General features: G+C 56.7%; 14 protein-coding genes. All 14 read left to right on the forward strand.

The window, feature by feature from the left end:
• Positions 1-63 precede the first annotated feature (63 nt).
• The 14 genes from ABC336_RS16530 (at position 64) to ABC336_RS16595 (ending at position 19928) form a co-directional block, all read left to right on the forward strand.
• On the forward strand, positions 64-2409 hold the full coding sequence (locus ABC336_RS16530; protein WP_413239674.1) for a helix-turn-helix domain-containing protein: 2346 nt from the start codon (positions 64-66) through the stop codon (positions 2407-2409).
• Positions 2410-2578: 169 nt separating this feature from the next.
• Complete coding sequence (locus tag ABC336_RS16535; protein WP_413239675.1) at positions 2579-4207, forward strand: extracellular solute-binding protein; 1629 nt, start codon at positions 2579-2581, stop codon at positions 4205-4207.
• 123 nt (positions 4208-4330) lie between these two features.
• Positions 4331-5188, forward strand: coding sequence for an ABC transporter permease (locus ABC336_RS16540; RefSeq protein WP_413242539.1), 858 nt, complete (start codon positions 4331-4333; stop codon positions 5186-5188).
• 12 nt (positions 5189-5200) lie between these two features.
• On the forward strand, positions 5201-6076 hold the full coding sequence (locus tag ABC336_RS16545; protein WP_413239676.1) for a carbohydrate ABC transporter permease: 876 nt from the start codon (positions 5201-5203) through the stop codon (positions 6074-6076).
• Positions 6077-6742: 666 nt separating this feature from the next.
• On the forward strand, positions 6743-7375 hold the full coding sequence (locus tag ABC336_RS16550) for a S26 family signal peptidase (RefSeq protein ID WP_413239677.1): 633 nt from the start codon (positions 6743-6745) through the stop codon (positions 7373-7375).
• Positions 7376-7696: 321 nt separating this feature from the next.
• The gene (locus ABC336_RS16555) at positions 7697-8848 is read left to right on the forward strand and encodes a Gfo/Idh/MocA family protein (protein WP_413239678.1); all 1152 of its coding nucleotides are present in this window, start codon (positions 7697-7699) and stop codon (positions 8846-8848) included.
• A 13-nt stretch (positions 8849-8861) separates the two neighbouring features.
• A complete protein-coding gene (locus tag ABC336_RS16560; RefSeq protein WP_413239679.1) occupies positions 8862-10028 on the forward strand; it encodes a dihydrodipicolinate synthase family protein in 1167 nt (388 codons plus the stop codon).
• 15 nt (positions 10029-10043) lie between these two features.
• Complete coding sequence (locus tag ABC336_RS16565) at positions 10044-10865, forward strand: sugar phosphate isomerase/epimerase family protein (RefSeq protein ID WP_413239680.1); 822 nt, start codon at positions 10044-10046, stop codon at positions 10863-10865.
• Between the two features lie 19 nt (positions 10866-10884).
• A complete protein-coding gene (locus ABC336_RS16570; RefSeq protein ID WP_413239681.1) occupies positions 10885-12132 on the forward strand; it encodes a Gfo/Idh/MocA family protein in 1248 nt (415 codons plus the stop codon).
• Between the two features lie 121 nt (positions 12133-12253).
• A complete protein-coding gene (locus tag ABC336_RS16575) occupies positions 12254-13318 on the forward strand; it encodes a LacI family DNA-binding transcriptional regulator (RefSeq protein ID WP_413239682.1) in 1065 nt (354 codons plus the stop codon).
• A 207-nt stretch (positions 13319-13525) separates the two neighbouring features.
• Positions 13526-16327: a beta-galactosidase gene (locus ABC336_RS16580; protein ID WP_413239683.1), complete on the forward strand. Its 2802-nt coding sequence runs from the start codon at positions 13526-13528 to the stop codon at positions 16325-16327.
• 25 nt (positions 16328-16352) lie between these two features.
• Complete coding sequence (locus ABC336_RS16585) at positions 16353-17318, forward strand: ABC transporter permease (protein WP_413239684.1); 966 nt, start codon at positions 16353-16355, stop codon at positions 17316-17318.
• A 12-nt stretch (positions 17319-17330) separates the two neighbouring features.
• Positions 17331-18242, forward strand: coding sequence for a carbohydrate ABC transporter permease (locus ABC336_RS16590; RefSeq protein ID WP_413239685.1), 912 nt, complete (start codon positions 17331-17333; stop codon positions 18240-18242).
• Positions 18243-18320: 78 nt separating this feature from the next.
• Positions 18321-19928: an ABC transporter substrate-binding protein gene (locus tag ABC336_RS16595; protein ID WP_413239686.1), complete on the forward strand. Its 1608-nt coding sequence runs from the start codon at positions 18321-18323 to the stop codon at positions 19926-19928.
• The last annotated feature ends 754 nt before the right edge of the window (positions 19929-20682 follow it).

A 20682-nucleotide genomic window follows, 5' to 3' on the forward strand; every position in this document is an offset into this window, starting at 1 on the left:
CTCTTTTGTAAGCGCATACGAAACCGGTCGGCATGCAGGATTACGTTACGGAGGGGGAGTCCGATGAATCGGCGGAAGATGAATCCCGCGGCAGGAAAGACATTCCGGCGGTCGGTGTTTTTTAAGCTGCTCTTGTCATTCCTGTGTATCCTGATGATTCCGGTGGCGGTCGGCAGCTTGTTGTACAGCAAGATGGAGCAGGCGCTGATCGATCATGCCAATGAGTCCAATCAGGCGCTGCTGGAGCAAGCCCGTCTGTCCATCGACAGCCGGATCAATGAAGTCGATCAATTAGCGGTTCAGGTGGCGCTGAACCCCACGCTGCAGCTGCTTCTCTACGGGGAGGAGAGGAAGGAGAGCTTTGACGAGTACAACTATATTGAGCTGATCAACGGGTTCAGGCGGTACCGCAATGTCAGTCCGATCATCGATGACTATTATGTCTACCTGCAAGAGACAGGCACGATCATCACACCCAGCGTGAAGACAGATTCCCGGACGTTCTACCATTCGATCCATAACTATCAGTACCGGGACGAGAAGAATATGACCTCGCTCCTGACCCGGTTCCATATGAAGACGTATTTGCCGGTCGAACCCGTGCAGTACAGTCAGAAGCAGCGGAACATGATTACCTTTGTCCAGTCTTTGCCGATGGGAGAACAGGACAATGTCAGAGGCGCATTGGTAGTCATGATCGACGAGTCCGATGTGCTGGGGCTTCTCAACAATGGAGAGCACGGCAGCACGGACTTTTATATTTTGAATGAGCATCAGGAGCTGCTTAGCGCCACAGCCCCGGACCCCGGTGCACTGCAAGGAATCGTGCCGAGGCTGGGCGGCGGCCAAGGAAATGTGGAGACGGATATCGATGGCCGGCGGATGATGGTGTCGTATACACGCTCGCTGCCCAACGGGTGGACCTATATCTCTGTCATCCCCAAGGAGATCGTGTTGTCCCAGGTCAGAGAGACGCAAGCCCTTGCCCTGCTCCTGATCCTGGTCTGCCTGATCGCCGGTCTGGCCGGCTCCTACTACCTGGCCACCAAGAATTATCATCCGATACGGCAGCTGATCCAGGCCATAACCGCCAGCAAGAACACGGCGGGACGGAACTTTGCCAATGAATTTGCCTTCATCCGCCACGAGCTGATCCACTCGATCGACGAAGAGCACAAGATGAGACGCCAGCTTGCCCGGCAATCGCCGCTCATCCGCTCCGACTTTATCGCTCGCCTGATCAAGGGATATGTCGATACCAAGTCTCTGACCGGCAGGGATTTCGACTTTATGGGCGTCTGTCTGAAGCATGAGTATCACGGGGTGATGCTGATCCAGATTGACGACTGTCATCGATTCATCGAGGAGGATACGGAGCGGGAGTGGACACTGATCCGGTTCATCCTGATTAATCTGAGCAAGGAGTTGCTGGGGGACTGCGGCTATGCCATCGAGATGGAGCGCGACCGGATCGGCATCCTGCTGAACCACCCGGCCGCCTTTCTGGACACCGGCGAGGGGGGGATTCAAGCGTTTGTAGCTGCATTGAAGACCCAGGTCGAGCAGCGGTTCCGAACCCGGATTACGATCGCGCTAAGCGGCTTGCGGCACGGACTGCACGAGATCGCGGAAGCGTACGGTGAAGCTCTCATGGCGCTGGATGGCAAGCTGCTGCAGGACGAGGGAGCAGTCATTTACTATGAGGAGATGGAGCAGGCAGAGCCGGCGTATTTTTATTATCCGCTGGAGACCGAGTCCCAATTGATCAATTATGCCAAAAGCGGCGATTATGACAGTGTGGCGAAGCTGCTGGACCATATCTTCGAAGTGAATATGCAGAAGCGGTCGATGTCGTCGGAGATGAGGAGGCACTTGCTCTTCGATCTGACCAGTACGGTATTGAAGCTGTTCCAGGCGTTGAATGTGGATGAGAAGCCCTTTCTGGAGGGGGAGCCCGATCTGATGAAATATATGGCCCGCCTGGGGACGGCAGAGAGCATCCAGGCCAAGCTGAAACAGATGTATGCCGCGGTCTGCAGCAAAGTGGAAAGCGAGAAGACGGATCATAGCGAACGGCTGTACCGCAAGATCCAGGACTATGTGATGGCGCATTACACGAGCAATGCGATCAGCCTGACGAGCATCGCCGACCATTGCGGCTTGAATCCCTCGTACCTGTCGTCCTTCTTCAAGAAACAGAGCGGCCAGAACATTACGGATTATATCATTGCCCTGCGCATCAAGCTGGCCAAAACCTACCTCGAGGAAGGGGAATGGACCGTGACGCAGATCGCCCAGAAGGTGGGATACACCAACGATATCGGATTGATCCGTGTATTCAAGAAGATAGAGGGGATTACACCGGGCAAATACAAGGAGCTCCAGGCACGGTTGACGGACCCCGTCTAAGGCAATCTGGACGTCAGAGGGTCGTGATGGAATACGGATAGCCCGGGATCAATGATTCGTACAGCGGATCTGGAAGGGTGGCAGTAGGCAGCGACTCGCTGGCTCGCTTACTCTGGGAACAGCCAACAGGCTGCTGCAGAGGAACGCAGAATTGAGAGGAGACGGGTGAATGAAAAGGTCAAACAGGTGGTTGAGCAGTCTGGTCACGACGCTGGTCGTGTCCGCACTGCTCGCAGGATGTACGGGCAATAACGGCGGGAAGGTCCAGGAGACGGAGGGGACGGAGCAGCCGGTGGAGCAGAATACAGCCGAGTCCGGGCCGGTCGACTATCCGGAATCCCTGTCGTATTGGGTGGGCCTCAATGCAAATGCGGCGGCGACGATGGCAGACCTGGGCGAGAGCAAGCTGTACCAGGAGCTGGAGCGGGTGACGGGCACGCACGTGGAATGGCGTCATCCTGCCGGAGACGGGGCGCAGATCGAAGAGCAGTTCAACCTGATGATCGCCTCCAAAAATCTGCCGGACGTCATCGAGCGCAACTGGTTCTCGGTGACGCGCGGTCCGGACGATGCCATCAACACGGGCACGATCCTGCGGCTCAATGAATTGATCGATGAGCATGCGCCCAATCTGAAGCAGTATCTGGATGAGCATCCCGACGTCAAGAACATGGTCATGACGGACGAGGGCAATATCTATTCCTTCCCCTTCATCCGGGGGCATGAGAAGCTGAATGTATTCTTCGGACCGATCATCCGCAAGGACTGGCTGGATAAGGTACAGATGGATGTGCCGACGACGATCGAGGAATGGGAAGCGGTGCTCACCGCCTTCCGGGACATGAACAACGGCGAGCCGCCCTTTGTCCAGACGATCTCGCATATGAAGATCGGTCACGCCTTTATCGGGGCTTACGGCATTCCGCTGGAGTTCTACAATGATAACGGCGTGGTCAAATACGGCTCCATGCAGCCGGAATACAAGGAATTCCTTACACTGATGAACCGCTGGTATGAGATGGGGCTGCTGGATCCGGAATTTGCGGCGATGGATACGCAGCTGATGGATTCCAAGATTACGACGGGCAAGTCCTTGTCCTTCGTCGGCTATACCGGCAGCGGGATCGGCAAGTATATGGGACTTATGGAATCCGATCCGGAGTTCGAGCTCGTGTCTGCTCCTTATCCTACGCTGAACAAAGGCGATACGGCGGCGTGGGGCCAGCGGGACTTCCCTTATACCGGGATCGGTGCAGCGATTACCACAGCGGCCAAAAATCCGGAGCAGATCGTCAAGTGGCTGGATTATGCGTACAGTCCGGAAGGCCATCATCTGTTCAACTTCGGCATCGAAGGGGAAAGCTACGAGCTGGTGGACGGCATGCCGATCTATACCGATACGATCCTGGACAATCCCGATGGCTTGCCTGTGACCCAGGCGATGGCGCAGTACATCCGGGCCGTCTACAACGGACCGTTCGTACAGGATCTCGGCTACATCGAGCAATATCTGGTGCTGCCGTCCCAGCAGGAAGCTTTGGTCAACTGGGAGAAGGCCAGCAACGAGATGGTGATGCCGATGGTCAGGCCGACGGCGGAAGAGAGCAGGCGGATCGCCTCCATCATGACCGATCTCAATGTCTATCATGAAGAGATGATGCTGCGTTTCATCATGGGCTCCAAGCCGCTCAGCGAGTTCGACGAGTATGTGGAGACGTTGAAAGCGATGGGGATCGAAGAGGTGACCCAGATCAGACAGGACGCCTTGGCGCGCTACCTGCAGCGTCAGGAGGGATGATCCGTGGCAGGGACGAGGAGAGAGACCGGCACTGCAGCCGTGCCGCCCGGCGCTGTCCGCCGCCCGGACGGCTTCTGGCGGCGAGCGGCCAAGGATTTCAGACGCAACAAGCTCATCTATCTCATGCTCAGTCCGGCTGTGCTGTATTATCTGATCTTTCATTACGGGCCGATGTACGGGATGCAGATCGCCTTTAAGGATTATGCCATTCATCTCGGATTCTGGGGCAGTCCGTGGGTCGGATTGGACAATTTCAAGGACTTCCTGACGAACTTCTATTTCTTCCGGATTATCCGCAACACGATTCTGCTGAGTCTGTACAGTCTGGTGTTCGCCTTCCCGGCCGGGATCATCCTGGCGCTGCTGCTTAACGAGATCCGCAGCAGCTGGTTCAAGAAGACGGTCCAGACGATCACCTACATGCCGCATTTCATCTCGCTAGTCGTCGTGGTCGGCATCATGTTCGACTTCCTGGCCCGGGACGGCCTGGTCAACAATGTGCTGGGCGCCGTATTCGGCACCGATCCCGTAGCCTTCATGCGGGAGTCGGGGTGGTTCCGCAGCCTGTATATCGGCTCGGGCATCTGGCAAAATATCGGCTGGAGCTCGATCATCTTCCTGGCCTCGATCGCGACGATCAACCCGGCGCTGTATGAAGCGGCCAAGATCGACGGTGCGAACCGGTGGCGACAGACCTGGCATGTGACGTTGCCAGGCATGGCGCCGACGATCATCATCCTGCTGATCCTGAACATCGGCCAGCTGATGACGGTCGGCAACGAGAAGATCCTGCTCATGTACAATCCGATCACGTACGAGACCGCCGATGTTATCGGCACCTACACGTACCGCAAGGGGATCCTGGAGACCAACTATAGTTACGCAGCTGCGGTAGGCATGTTCAATGCGGTCATCAGCTTTACGCTGCTGATCGCAGCCAACAGCTTGTCCCGGCGGATGAGCGAGACCCGATTGTGGTGAGGAGGGCTGAAGATGAAGCTGACTTATGGAGAACGTGTATTCGAAGTTATCAATATCGTGTTTTTGGTGCTGCTGTCGCTTGCTGCGCTGTATCCCCTGGTCTTCGTCCTGTTCGCCTCCTTCAGTGATCCGGGTCTACTGTCCCAGAACCGCGGGCTGCTGCTGCTGCCCAAGGGGTTCACGACGGAGGCGTACCGTATGGTCTTTATGAATCCGGCCATCGGTTCGGCCTATTTCAATACGATTTTCTTCGTCGTGGTTGGCACGGCCGTCAATATTTTCCTCACCTCGATGGCCGCTTACGGGCTGTCCAGGCGGGATGTCATGTGGAAGCATGCGATTATGTTCATGATCGTGTTCACGATGTTTTTCGAAGGCGGCTTGATCCCGACGTATCTGCTGGTCGGCAATCTCGGCCTGCTGGATACGAGGTGGGCGCTGATCATCCCGAGCGCGCTCAGCGCCTTCAACCTGATCATCATGCGAACCGCCTTCCAGGCGGTGCCTGTCGAGCTGGAGGAGTCGGCCAAGCTGGACGGGGCCAATGATTTCAAGATCTGCTGGTCCATCGTGTTCCCGCTCTCCCTGCCGGTTATAGCGGTGATGGTGCTGTTCTACGGGGTCTATCACTGGAACTCGTGGTTCCCGGCGATGATCTATCTGCAGGACCGCGGGCTGTTCCCGCTGCAGCTGATCCTGCGCGAGATCCTGATCGTCAATGACACCTCAAGCATGCTCACGAGTGTCAGCTCAGGAGACCAGATGCCCGTGGGCCAGACGATCAAGTATGCGACGATCATCGTGGCGACGGTGCCGATCCTGTGCGTCTATCCGTTTTTGCAGAAGTATTTTGTAAAGGGCGTCATGATCGGGGCGATTAAGGGGTAGGCGGGAGAGAGTAGCGACGAGGATGAGAGATGCCCTTGACCTGGATACGGGTCGAGGGCATCTTTGCGTTGGCTGAAAGTGGGAGAACGGGTAGGCGTAGGGACTAGCTGGCGTTTGGCGCTGGTCGCGGCGTTGTAAGTATAGTTTCTATATCTGGAGTGGTGCGCAGGCTGTTTTTCGGTGCTGTAAGTATAGAAACTATATCTAGAGAGGTACGTTGGACGGATCTCGGTCCTGTAAGTATAGAATCTAGATCTGTAGAGGCGCATGGAGCGAGCCTCGGCCCTGGTAAGTATAGAAACTATATCTGCGGTGAAACCGGCCTCTATAAAAGGTATGCAGCAGGTAGGGGGTTGGAGTAAAATTTGAGTAATTAAGGGAAAAAGTGATACTATCGTTGTACCCGCTCAGGCAATTGATCGTTTGTTACCTCTCCGGATGACATCACCGGCGGGTATGATGCTCTTTATTTAAGATATGTGTATGAGAAACAGCGTAAGCGTAAAATGGCTATTCTTTTTTCATGTCGCTGTAGTAGCTGGACTGTTGCTGTTTTACATATGGCACCTTTTTAGCATCAGGACTGTCTAATGGAGCAGTTGAAATCTTTACCGTAGTGGAATGGTTTGCAAGCTGACCTGGAAGTGTGCCCGGTTGCAATAAATTATGAATTTTTCAGAGGTGATGAAATTGAGACATATACTGCGGATAATTTTCTTCATTTCCTTAATAACTCTTATAGGATGTTCAAATGGAAACGGAACTAGCGGAGGCAATAAGGAAACGAATGATTATGAGTTGCCGATCATTGAAGACATTGAAGAAGGTCAACTCACACACCAAATCGGTCATGATGGGATGTATCGTTCAAGTCAATATGCAGCAAATGCAGAAGTCGTCGTTGATACGGAGTATTATAATGATCAAGAGATATCGAGAGGTGACGTAGTGTACTATGCAACCCATGAGTCCGATGAGCGAATCAATCGTAAAGAGGCCCTGCCTTTCGATATTGCTCGCGTGATCGCTCTGCCTTATGAAGTTGTCACGGTTAAGGAAGGTCAGGTTTACATTGACGGCGAGAAGCTGGATACGTTTTACGGGCAAGAGTATTATAATGGGGAATATGTGGAAGGCTTGGGCACATTCTCATTAGAAACTGAAATCGAAGTTCCAGAGGGTCACTATTTTGTTGCGGGCGACGTCTGGAGCAGGATTGGCTTTCATGAAAAAGCCATAGCTAGAGAAAATATTGCAGGTAAAGTCATTGGCCAATTTAAAGGGGAAAGTGCTCCGTAAGCTCGCTACTTCCTGCCAATCTTCTACGGAATAAAGTGGCTATCACGGCGTCTGATCCATGACTTCTTTCTATACGCATGGACGTTATAGTTGTAGCACAAGACAAGCCAGCCCGGACGCCGGGTTGGCTTTTACCTCGTCCGAGGGGAATGAAGCTGGTTTAGTCAATGTATCTAGCGGCAAGAAAGCTGCAATCGTTTCCGAAATTAAGAATACGCTTCCTAAACTCGTAAGACAGAAGCTTGGCGCCAGCGTTATGATAAGGGCAATCACTCCGAAGAGGAGCATACCACTACAGGAATCATGAGAGGAGATTGTCAAATGACGACACATCAGATTGGCATCATCATGAACGGCGTTACCGGAAGAATGGGCACGAACCAGCACTTGATCCGCTCCATTATCGCGATCCGCGAAGAGGGTGGCGTCAAGCTGCCGAACGGCGACATCATCATGCCTGACCCGATTCTCGTCGGCCGTCAGGAGCACAAGGTCAAAGCGTTGGCCGAGCGTTTTGGCCTCGAGCGTTGGAGCACCGATCTGGACGCGACGCTGGCTGATGATCACAACGTAATCTATTTTGACTCGCAGATGACCAACTTCCGTGCGGAGAGTATCCGCAAAGCGATCAAAGCCGGCAAGCATATCTATTGCGAGAAGCCGACCGCAGCCGGACTGGAAGAATCGCTGGAGCTGGCCAAGATCGCCAAGGCAGCAGGTGTAAAGAACGGCGTCGTTCAGGACAAATTGTTCCTGCCGGGCCTGATCAAGATGAAGCGTCTGGTCGATTCGGGCTTCTTCGGCAAAATTCTCTCGGTCCGCATGGAGTTTGGCTACTGGGTATTCGAAGGCGACTGGCAGCCGGGACAGCGTCCTTCCTGGAACTACCGCGCCGAGGACGGCGGCGGCATCATCGTCGATATGTTCGCGCACTGGCGTTATGTCCTGGACAATCTGTTCGGCGAAGTCCGCTCGGTCTCTTGCCTTGGCGTGACGCACATTCCGGAGCGTATTGACGAGAACGGTGAAGCCTACAAATGTACGGCTGACGATGCGGCATACGCAACCTTTGAGCTGGAAGGCGGCATCGTCGTTCAGGCGAACTCCTCCTGGGCCGTCCGCGTCAACCGCGAGGACCTGCTGACGATTCAAGTCGACGGCACCGAGGGCAGCGCCGTGGCTGGTCTGCGTGATTGCAAAACCCAGCACCGCGTCAACACGTGCAAGCCGGTCTGGAACCCGGACATCGAGAATCCGTTCAACTTCCGCGAGCAGTGGGAAGAAGTACCGGACAACCAATTGTTCGACAATGGCTTCAAGGTACAGTGGGAATTGTTCCTGAAGCACATCGTCACCGACAGCCCGTTCCCGTGGGATCTGCTCGAGGGCGCCAAAGGCACGCAGCTCTCCGATCTGGGGATGCAATCCTGGAAAGAGCGCCGCTGGATCGACGTACCGGAACTGAAACTGTAGGAGGGATGATCCGATGAGCAGCATTATCAGATTGCCGCAGGTTGGGGGAGCGCTCAAGGACTACAGCCTGAGCGGCCCTGGCGCCTTTGATGTACCGCAAGGCAAGCCGTTCGAGAGCCGGATCGCGTACTCGGCCGCTCACGTGGTCTGCGATCCATTCGCAGGCACAGATCCGGGCAGCAACGGCCAGATCGACTGGGAGGGGACGCTGGCGTACCGGCGTCACCTCTGGTCGCTCGGCCTGGCCGTCGCCGAGGCGATGGATACCGCGCAGCGCGGTATGGGCCTGAACTGGGAACGGTCGCAGGAGTTGATCAGCCGCTCGGTCCAGGAAGCCAAGGCCGTCGGCGGCCGGGTCGCCAGCGGCGCCGGGACAGATCATCTGCTACCGAAGCCTGGCAATACCATCGACGATGTCCTGCGTGCCTATGAGGAGCAGTGCAGCTTCGTCGAGAGCGTAGGCGGCCGCATCATCCTGATGGCGAGCCGGGCGCTCGCCGCCTGCGCCAAAGGGCCGGAGGATTATGAATATGTGTACGGCAAGATCCTGAGTCAAGTCAAAGAGCCGGTCGTCCTGCACTGGCTGGGCGATATGTTCGACCCGGCGCTCAGCGGATACTGGGGCCATCAGGACCTCGATCAGGCGATGGATGTCTGCCTGCGCGTCATCGAGGCCAACGCGGACAAGGTCGACGGTATCAAGATCTCGCTGCTCGATGCCGACAAGGAGATCAATATGCGCCGCCGTCTGCCAGCGGGCGTGAAGATGTACACCGGCGATGACTTCAACTACGCCGAGCTGATCCATGGCGATGAGCAGGGCTACAGCCACGCGCTGCTGGGCATCTTCGACGCGATCGCACCGGCCGCCGCGGCCGCGCTGCATGCACTGGATGCAGGGGACGCGCAGAAATTCCATGCGATTCTGGAGCCGACGGTGCCGCTGTCGCGCCATATTTTCCAGAAGCCGACGTATGCGTACAAGACGGGTATCGTGTTCATGGCGTATCTGAACGGCCATCAGTCACACTTCCGGATGATCGGCGGCGCTGAGGGCATGCGGTCGATCACGCATCTGTCCGAGCTGTTCGTGCTGGCCGATCAGGCCGGTCTGCTCAGCAAACCGGACCTGGCTGTGGAACGGATGAAGAAGGTACTGGCGCTCTCGGGCGTAGAGTAAGGAGGGAATTCGACAATGCAACCATTGCAATCTTATGACCGGCTCAGTCTGAATCAGATCACGACGAATCAATGGACGCTGAAGGAAGCGGTCGAAGGCAGCCTGCGGGCAGGCGTGCCTTGGATTGCACCATGGCGCAACAAGGTAGCGGAGCTGGGACTGGCCGAGAGCAAACGGATCATCCGCGAGTCCGGACTGCAAGTATCGAGCCTCTGCCGGGGCGGCTACTTCCCCGGCGATACGGCGGCGCAGCGTCAGGCCAATCTGGAAGATAACTTCCGTGCTGTAGAGGAAGCTGCTGAGCTCGGCACCGATACGCTCGTCCTGGTCTGCGGACCGGCGGCGGACAAGGATCTCGCAACGGCGCGCCAGTACGTAGAAGAGGGCATCGCCAAGCTGGTCGACCACGCCCAGTCGCACGGCGTCAAGCTGGGCATCGAGCCGCTGCACCCGATGTATGCCGCAGAGCGTTCCGTTGTCGTCTCGCTGGCGCAGGCCAACACGATCGCCGAGCAGTACACGCCGGAGCAGGTCGGCGTCGTTGTCGACGTCTTCCACGTCTGGTGGGACCCGGATCTGTACCCGCAGATCGAACGTGCGGCCGGCCGTATCCTCGGCTACCATGTATCCGACTGGATCGTACCCGTGCCGGATCTGCTGCTGGGCCGCGGCATGATGGGCGACGGCGTGATCGAGCTGCGCAAGATCCGCGAGGCCGTAGAAAAGGCCGGCTACACCGGGCCGATCGAGGTCGAGATCTTCAACCAGGCGATCTGGGACATGCAGGGCGACGACGTCATGGAGCTCATGAAACAGCGCTATCTGGAGCATGTGTAACCGACAGACGGAGGAGATCATGATGGCAAAAAAACGAATGGCGCTTGCCGGCGTCGGCGGCTTCGGCGGATCTCACGTCCGGGTCATCGCCAAGTTGGCGGAGCAAGGGATACTGGAATGTGTCGCCTGCGTCGACCCTAACCTGGAAGCGTGCCGGGACAATGCCGACGTGCTGCGCGGCCTGGGGGCAGCCTGTTACGCGGATTATGAAGAGATGCTTGATGCCCATCCGGATCTTGACTTCGTGGCGCTCGCTACGCCGATCGCCCTGCACAAGCCGATGGCGATCTCGGCGATGCGGCGGGGGATCCACGTGCTGACGGAGAAGCCCGCCGCTGTGCTGCTCGAGGACGCGGTTGAGATGGCTGCAGTGAGCAAGGAGCAAGGCCGGCGCTTGGCGGTACAGTATCAGAACACGACGGGCCAGGCCTTCAACCAAGCGCTGGAGCTAATCCGCAGCGGCGATGTGGGCGAGGTGAAGCGCGTCACAGGCGTGGGCAAGTGGAAACGGGCCGACAGTTACTACGAGCGTACCGGCTGGGCAGGCAAGCTGAAGCATAGAGGCTCATACGTCCTGGACGGCACACTGCACAATCCGTTCTCCCATCTGTTCTACAATACGTTAACGGCCGCCGGTCTGGGCGATGCGCTCGCAGCGGTACCGGTATCGGTCCAAGCCGAGCTCTACCACGCACACGCGATTGAATCCGAGGATACGGCCTGCCTGCGCGCCAGGATGACCAATGGCGTAGAGATGCTGCTGTACACGACGCTGTGTGCCGGAGACCAGCGACCCGAGCCATATATTCGCGTAGAGGGCAGCAAGGGGACCATCACGTGGCATTATAACGATATCGTGCAATGGACGCTGGCGGACGGTTCGAGCCACTCGGCCGACTACAGTGCGGATTTTCATCCCAATGAGCTGATGTCCCGCATCTACCGCAACCTGATGGCCGCCATCGACGACCCTGCTGAGCGGCTGTTTGCCTCGATCGACGGATCGCTCAATTACCTGGCGGTAACCAACGGCGCATTTACGTCTACCGGAACGGTGCATACGATCCCGGCCGAGGCGATGGATCGCTTTCCGGAAGAAGGGTCGACCGCGACCTATGTGCATGATATCGAGGCGATCATGGATGCGTGCGCGGAGCAAGGCCGGCTGTTCTCCGAGCATGGTGTCAGCTGGGCCGTCGCGGGCAGCGTAGTAGAAGAGCAGGGATGGAGAGATCCGTCGCAGCAGTGGTGGAGAAAGGACGACTAATCGCATATCAGGTGCATACCAACCCTCGGCAAGCTGCCGAGGGTTTCTCTAATGATATTCAAAGCGACCGAATTCTGGTATTCTACTCATAGCCTATCTTACTGTCTAGGAGCGAGTAGCGATGAAGAGAGTCACAGTGTACGACATAGCCAGGGAAGCAAAAGTGTCCGTGGCGACGGTATCCCGCGTGCTGAATAATACTGCGCCCGTTAAACAGACGACTAAGGATCGGGTCATGGCGCTGATTGAGAAGCATCAGTTTCAGCCCAATGCGCTGGCTCGAAGCTTATTCAAGAAAGAAACGGGGATGCTGGGCGTCATTATCCCCGATATTACCAACCCTTTTTTTCCGACCCTGCTTGCCGGGCTCGATCAGCAGGCGCGACATCACGGCTACACCATTTTTTTGTGCGATACCGTATCGACTGAAGGCGACTATGCCGAGCAATACGAGCGCGAGTCCGAATATTTGAACCTGTTAATGGAGAAGCAGGTGGACGGCATCGTATGGATCGGAGGCCGCATCAATCTGACCGCTCCAAGTGAAACGCTCGTCCAGGAGGTCGTCGATGTCAGCAAGCGTGTGCCGCTTGTCCTGGTGAATGGCGACATCCCGGGAGCGGACATCCACCGCGTGTACGTTGACGAACGGGAAGGCGCGCAGCTGGCCACGCAATATTTGATCCATCTGGGGCATCGCGACATTGCCTTTGTCGGAGGCTTCGGCTACATGTCCAATACGTTGCAGCGTCTGGAGGGCTTCCAGCAAGCGATGCGGAACAACGGATTAACGCCGCGGAAGGAATGGATGCTGGACGGCGATTTCTCAGTTGAGAGCGGCAAGCAGTACTTTAACCGGCTGCTTAGTCTGCCCGAGCTTCCGACAGCGGTCTTTTGCGCCAATGATTTGGTTGCCGTCGGCGTCATGAAAGCCGCCCACAAAGCAGGAATCAGGGTGCCGGAGGATCTTTCGCTGGTTGGCTTTGATGACATTCCGTATGCAGCTAACAGCATCCCCGAGCTGACGTCGGTCTCCTTGAAGTGCTATGAGGTGGGGCGCGTCGTTGCGGATCAGATCTACGGGATGATGAATGGCGGCAAGGTATCCCGAGAGATCAGGATCATGCCTGAGTTGGCGATAAGGGAATCGGCAGCACCTGTACAGGATGACAAAGAAATCAGTTGACAACGCTTACACACTTGAATAAAATGGAGTTATCAATTTTCTCTCGTCTTCAATGTAACCCGTTACATAGGGGAAGGATCTGTCTTTAATGACTTTAGGAAGCACGCCGCCCGCTTCGCGTGCTTGTTTTTTAACCTAAAATGTAACGGGTTACATGAGAAGCTCTTGCAAGTCAGATGATGATTACGGACTCAGGAGGAACGGTATATGACCAAGGCAATAAGCGCGGAGCCGGTTGTCCAATTGCATGGGGAGTCGGTACGGATCCGTGGGCAGTCGCGGATTCTGTTGTGCGCGTCTTTATTTTACTTTCGGATCCCGCGAGCGTACTGGAAGGAAAGAATGGCACAACTGAAGATGCTGGGCTATAACAGCATTGATGTATACTTCCCGTGGAATCACCATGAGCAGCGTGAAGGAGAATGGGACTTTGATGGCGAGCGGGATGTAAGCGCATTCTTGGATGCCGCTGCCGAGGCAGGCCTGTGGGTCATCGCCAGACCTGGACCCTATATATGCTCCGAATGGGATGGCGGCGCCTTGCCGGCCTACCTGCTGACCAAGGAAGACATGAGGCTGCGCGATAACCATCCGCCGTTTCTGAGCCATGTGGCGGCGTGGTTCGACCGGATTATGCCGATTCTGGCGAGCTTTCAGGAGGGCGGGGGAGGTACGGTCATCGCAGTGCAGCTGGATAATGAACTTGATTTTTACAACTGTGCCGACCCCAAGGGATATATCGGTGCACTCCGGGATATGGCGCTCGCACGGGGAATCACGGTGCCGCTATTCGCCTGTGCCGGGCAAGGGGGGCTGGAGCAGGCGACCGGCTGGGCTGACGGCGTGGCACCGGCCTGCAATGTCTATTCTGACGATCGTGCTCCCGAGCTCGAAGCGAAGGTGCTGCATTACCAGCGCTCTGTCCGGGAACGCGGCTACCCGCTGCTGGTGACCGAGACGAACCGCTCGCATTACTTCCTGCGCAGGCTGCTCGCTTGCGGCGCCAAGCTGCTGGGGCCTTATCTGCAAGGGTCGGGGACGGACTTTGGATTCACCAACGCGACGAACAACTGGGGGCGTCCGCTCGCTTTCCTCACGTCGGATTATGACTTTGGCGGCATGATCTCGCCAGAGGGCCATATCCGGGAGGAGGCCTACGAGGGCAGATTGCTGAGCCGATTGATCGGCACCTACGGCGAAGCCCTTAGCGAGGCCGAGGTGCCCGATGCGGGGCAAGGGGCTTGGCTGCTGGAAGGTGACGAGGCGGGCGTCGCCAAGCCGCAGGCGTTGCGCCTCAAAGGCGGCGGTCATCTGATATTCGTGACGAACCTGGAGGACAGGGAGAAGCGGCTGGCCGTATTGCCGCCTGGTGGACCAGGGGCGGCACTCAGCCGCATCGGATGCACGTTGCCGGGCGGTCGTTCCGTCATCCTGCCGTTCGGTGTGCCGCTGGCCCGATTCGGCGCGGAGGGGGTGCTGGAGAGCGCCTCAGCCGAGCTCTATCTGGCCGCTCCGATCGCCTCCGGCGTTGCACTGGCGTTCCACGGCGGAGCGGGGACAGAGGTGACGCTGCAGCTCGAGGAGCCGCAGCAGTGGGATGCGGTTGGTGCCTCCGCGACGTACCGGGACGGCAGGCTGGTGATGAAGGCGGGCGGCGGGGAAGACGCCAGCTGCCGGATACAGTTCGGCGACGGACGCGTTTTGTTGCTGATGATACATTCTCTAGATAAAGCGCTTCATATGGAACGTATAGATGAAAATGGGGCGTTGGTCACTGGGTCTCATGCGTCACCGCCCGCTCCTGCGGTGCAGGCGGTGAGAGAGTGGGGGCTCTCTGTGTTCGATGCCGCCGGACCGATCGCTCCTGCAGCGGGGCCCAGACCCGCTGCCCGGGCGGAGTATCTGGAGCGTGAGGGCATCTATCGGGGTTACGCATGGTACGAGGCGACTGTCCCCACTGACCATGGACGGGCAGTCGAGGGTGTACTGGTCCGCAAGGGCAGTGATATCGTATCGGTGTATGCGGATGGTCACTATGCGGGAACAGCGATTCCCGGCGGATCAGATGCCTATCTGGCGTTGAAGCAGCCCCAGCCCTTGCAGAAGTTGCAGGCCCGGGTGGAGATCTGGGGCCACTCCAATTTTGACGATGTGCTGTTGCCTTCGCTTGGTCTGCAAGCGATGAAGGGGCTGCGGGGGCTGACGGCCATTACGAAGCGCCATGCGCTCGGCGGCAACTGGAGCCTGGATCGCACGCCATATTGCGGCGCGCTGACCGAGCCCCCGGCCGAGCGGGACAGCTCCCATTGGCCGCTTCTTGCCTTCGGCAGCTGGACGTCGCCCGATCAGCCTGCGCAGGAGTGCTACCGCCGCTCCTTCACCGCTTCCGAAGGCACGGATTCATGGACGCTGCATTTTCCCGGCCTGCAAGTCCAGGCGAGACTGTATGCGGACGGCCATGATCTCGGCGAGATCAGCCCGTTTGATCCGTATATCGATCTGACGGGGGTGCTGTCGCCGGGGCAGACGATCGAGCTGACGGTCGTCATGGAACGGTCGCGAGGGCTGCCGACGGGAGACGTATGGCTATACGAAGGCATCGAGGCGGAGGGATGGTCGATCAGCGCCGCCGAAGAGACGCAGTGGCTGGCCCACGCAGTATCTCAGATGTCGCGGACGACAGCAGCCTCGCTGCCGCTCACACTCGAACCGGGAGCAGCGGCGTGGCTGTATGGCTCGGCAGTCAATTCGGGGCAGGGCAAGGGCTGGCGTGTTGCGGTGCAAGGCTCGGCGATCAAGCTGACGGTATGCTTTGCCGGACGTATCGTGGGACGCCTGTGGCTGCCAGGTGCGAGCGGCGGTCCTGCTCTCCGAGGAGGCGACCCAGCTTCCTTCTACATGCCGGGGGCATGGTATGCAGCGGAGAGCGGCCAGTTGTCGATCCTGCTCGAAGCCATCGATACCGAGATGCCGGGGCAGCTGACATCCGTTCAGTTCTCGGCCGTTTAACATCTGACCTCAGGGAGGAACTCATATGGCAGCCAATGTCGAAACGGCGCCTCGGCGCAAGCGGGTACGCACCGAGAGCGGCAGACTCAGACGATGGATGAACAACCGGACGCTCATACTGATGTGTTTGCCGGCGATTGCATTCTTCATCGTGTTTGCTTACTTGCCGATGCCGGGCTTGTACCTGGCGTTCATCCAATTCAACTATTCCGACGGCATTTTCCGAAGCCCGTTTGTCGCGTTCGACAACTTCCGCTTCCTGGTGATGAACGGCGACTTGTGGCGGCTTACGTTCAACACGGTCGCCTATAACCTGGCTTTTATCCTGCTGGGCAACGTGCTCCAGATTATGGTGGCTGTCCTGCTCAATGAGATTCGCAAGAAATGGTTCAAGAAAGTAAGTCAGACCATTATGTTCCTGCCGCATTTCATCTCGGCGGTTCTGATCGGCCTGATCGCCTACAACATCCTGAGCTATGAGTACGGCTTGCTGAACCAGATGCTGCAGATGGTCGGCATGGAACCGGTCAAGACGTATTCCAATGCTGCGATCTGGCCCTTCATTATCGTACTTGCGTATCTGTGGCAGACGACAGGCTACGGATCGATCATCTACTTCGCTGCGATTATGGGATTGGACAACGAAATTGTGGAAGCCTCGGAGATCGACGGCGCCAACGCCTTTCAGCGAATTCTCTACATCGTGCTGCCGTGGTTGAAGCCGACGTTCATTATCCTGCTGCTGTTCTCGCTGGGCGGCATTCTCAAGGGCAACTTCGGTTTGTTCTACAACCTTGTCGGTGCCAATAACACGGCCTTGTACCCCACGACCGATATTATCGAGACGTATGTGTTTCGCGCACTGATGACCAATTTTAATTTCTCGATCGGCAGCGCCGTGAGTCTCTACCAGTCGGTATTCGGTCTCGTCATCATCCTGACGGCGAACTGGATCGTACGCAAGGTCTCGCCCGAGAACGCACTATTCTAGGAGGTGGCGGAAGTGCAGCATTCAGACAACAGCAGAAGCATACGTGCGGACGCCAGCGAACTCGCTGTTCGGACATTCGGCTACATTTTTATCAGTTTCTTCGCTTTGAGCTGTCTATTGCCGTTCCTCCTGATCATCGGCACCTCATTTACAGCGGAGGGGATGATCAAGAGATTCGGCTTCAATATTTGGCCGCGTGAATTCAGTACGTTCGCCTACAGCATCGTGTTTCAGAACCCGGATCAGATCATCGGTGCGTATCTGGTAACGATGGGCCTTACGGTCGCAGGCACGGTTGCTGGCCTCTTCATCGTCGCGATGACCGGCTACGCGCTGCAGCGTCCCGACTTCGGACTGCGCAACAGCATCTCGTTCTTCATCTATTTCACGACGCTGTTCTCCGGCGGATTGGTGCCGTTCTACCTGCTCATCACCCGTTATCTGAGCTTGCAGGATAACTATCTGGCTGTGCTGCTGCCGGGACTGCTGACGCCGTTTCTGATCATTATGATGAAGAGCTTCATCCGCTCGATCCCGCATGCGATTACAGAGTCGGCGAAGATCGACGGCGCCGGAGACTTCACGATTTTTATCAAATTAATCCTGCCCATGTCCACGCCGGCGCTGGCGACGATCGGGCTGTTCATCGCCCTGGGCTACTGGAACGAATGGTATCATGCCATATTGTTTCTCTCCGCGAACATGGAGTATCGTCCGCTGCAGCTGTTCCTGTATAACACGATTACGTCAGCCGATTATGTCCGCAACTCTGCAGCAGCCTCCAATGTTCAGTTGAGCGATGTGCCGCTCGAGTCGATGAAGATGGCGACCGCCGTCATCGCTACCGGTCCGGTCATCCTGTTCTATCCGTTCGTCCAGCGTTACTTCATCCGCGGCATTACGGTAGGCGCGGTCAAAGGCTGATGTGCCTGGGCCCGACGAGGGTCCGTCCACATACACGGGCAACGCCCGATCATAATGAGATCAAAGGGGAGAGTGCACATGTCCACATTCAAAAAGACGCTTGCCTTGCTGACGACGATTGCCATGACCTTCACCATCGCGGCCTGTTCAGGCAACAATGCAGGCAGCGGCGGTACCGGCACCGGCACGGGAGGCAACACCGGGTCGACCGGCGGCAATACGAGTACATCCGAAGGCGAGCAGGGCGTAGACACATCCAAGTTTGTTAAGATCAATTACGTTATCCTGGGCAACAAGCCGACCAACGGCCACTTCGATAATGCACTCGCTGAAGTGAACAAAATCATGAAAGAGAAAATCAATGCTGAACTGGAGTGGAAATGGGTCGAGTGGGCGGACTGGCAGACCAAGTATAATCTGCTGCTGGCTTCGGGTGAGTCGCTCGATCTGATCACGATTGCCACCACTTGGCTGGATACCTGGGGCAACGCCCAGCGCGGCGCATTCCTGCCCCTGGACGACCTGCTCCCCACGTATGCTCCGATGACCTACGAATCGATTCCCGCAGAGGATTGGGAAGAAAGCAAGTATAAGGGACAGATTGTGCTGATTCCGGAGAACGATTATACCCAGTGGGTGAACCACGGCTTCTTCTATCGCGGCGATTGGGCGCAGGAGGCCGGGATCACCGAGCCGATCAAGGACTGGAAGGGCATTGAAGACTATCTGCAGTATGTGAAAGACAATAAGCCGGATGTCATTCCTTGGGATGTCCAAGCGCAAGTGAGCACCTTTGGCGGCTATGTCTCCTCCTATACAGATTATCTGGAGCTCCCCATCTCCACAGGCTATCTGCCAGTATTCAATACGAAGTCGTATGACGAGAAATTCACCGTCGTCAGCCCGGTCTTCGATGACACGTACGTAGACTATGCGACGATGATGAAGGATTGGGCAGACCGCGGCTTCTGGCGGGAAGATGTGCTGAATAATAAAAATGATACCCGCGTCGCGCTGCGCGCCGGCCTGACGGCCATAGACCAGCATCATACCCAGACCTTCTCCGGTCTGCGCGTGACGATGGACCGGGAGCTGCCAGGATCCGAACTGCAGATGTTCCCGTTCTCGCGCACACGCGGCAACCTGCTGGATCTGGCGATCACGCATGGGGGCACTTCCATTGGGGCGCACAGCAAAAATCCGGAGCGCGCGCTCATGGCTTATGATCTGATCCGCAACGACGAGCAGATCTATCACTTGATCAACTACGGCATTGAAGGCGTGCAATACAATATCGTAGACGGCAAGCGCACCTTGCCCGAGGGCTACAATCAATCGAGAGACGAGTTCTATTCCAACTTCTGGGGCGGCCGCGTCGACAAGTTCGAGATTCCAAGCGATGCAAACTGGGACCGAATCGACACGCTGTATGATGAATATGACCAGATCAGCAAGCCGTACCCGTATGGCCGGTTTGTCTTTGACAAGACACCGGTAGACGCTGAGTTGACGGCAATCACACAGGTGACCGGTCAGCTCGGTCCAGCGATTGCCTTTGGCAAGGCTGGGGATCCGGGCAAGGCGGTCGAGGAGTTCCGCGCCAAGTTGAAGACAGCGGGCTATGACAAGGTACTGGCCGAGCTGCAGCGGCAGATGGATGAGTTCCGACAGGAAATTGGCGGTTAACGCTGCCGCGTTTTGCAGGCTTCTATTTGATACGCGATACGCGATCTGATAACTAAAGGAAATTCCCATGACTGGAGACCGTCCGCTGCCGCTTGGCTGGCTGCGACGGTCTCTTTCAAATTGCGGGACGGAACTGGGGTTGAAGATGCCCCCGCATTGCCGCTAAGCGATTGAATCGTACCTGTCAGCTCTACCAACTTGATTAGGGGGCTTAATAGTCCGCAGAGCTGCAACGCACCTTTTTTCCCTTAGAGCGTCGGAATCGGCCGCCCGCAGAGCTGCAACGCACTTTTCTTCCCTTAGAGCGTCGGAAACGACCGTCCGCAGAGCTGCAACGCACCTTTTTTCCCTTAGAGCGTCGGAATCGACCGTCCGCAGAGCTGTAACGCACTTTTCTTCCCTTAGAGCGTCGGAGTCGGTCGTTCGCTGAGCTGCAACGCACCTTTTCCCTCAGCTTTCAGTTCGGAGAGCAAGCTGTTCCCAGTCCTTTAAGGACGCCGCCAGCCGTTTCACCTTACTCTGTATCGTTTGCATTTTAAGGACTTTGCAGCGATGGTGATGTTCCCCGCTTTGCTGCGTTTGATCATCTTCGGGATCGCCGATCCAGAGCTATCTTACGGGATTTGCGGGGATTCGACTTTTGATTTGTGCGAACCTGTCGACTGTTGTACTATTAGTTAGAAAACATTAATCTGCTTTGGGACCGTAGTGGCTTGTCCTGCACCACTTTATATGGCAAAGTATTGCCAAAGCT

The sequence above is a fragment of the Paenibacillus jepli genome, from assembly GCF_047238105.1.
GTDB lineage: Bacteria > Bacillota > Bacilli > Paenibacillales > Paenibacillaceae > Paenibacillus_D.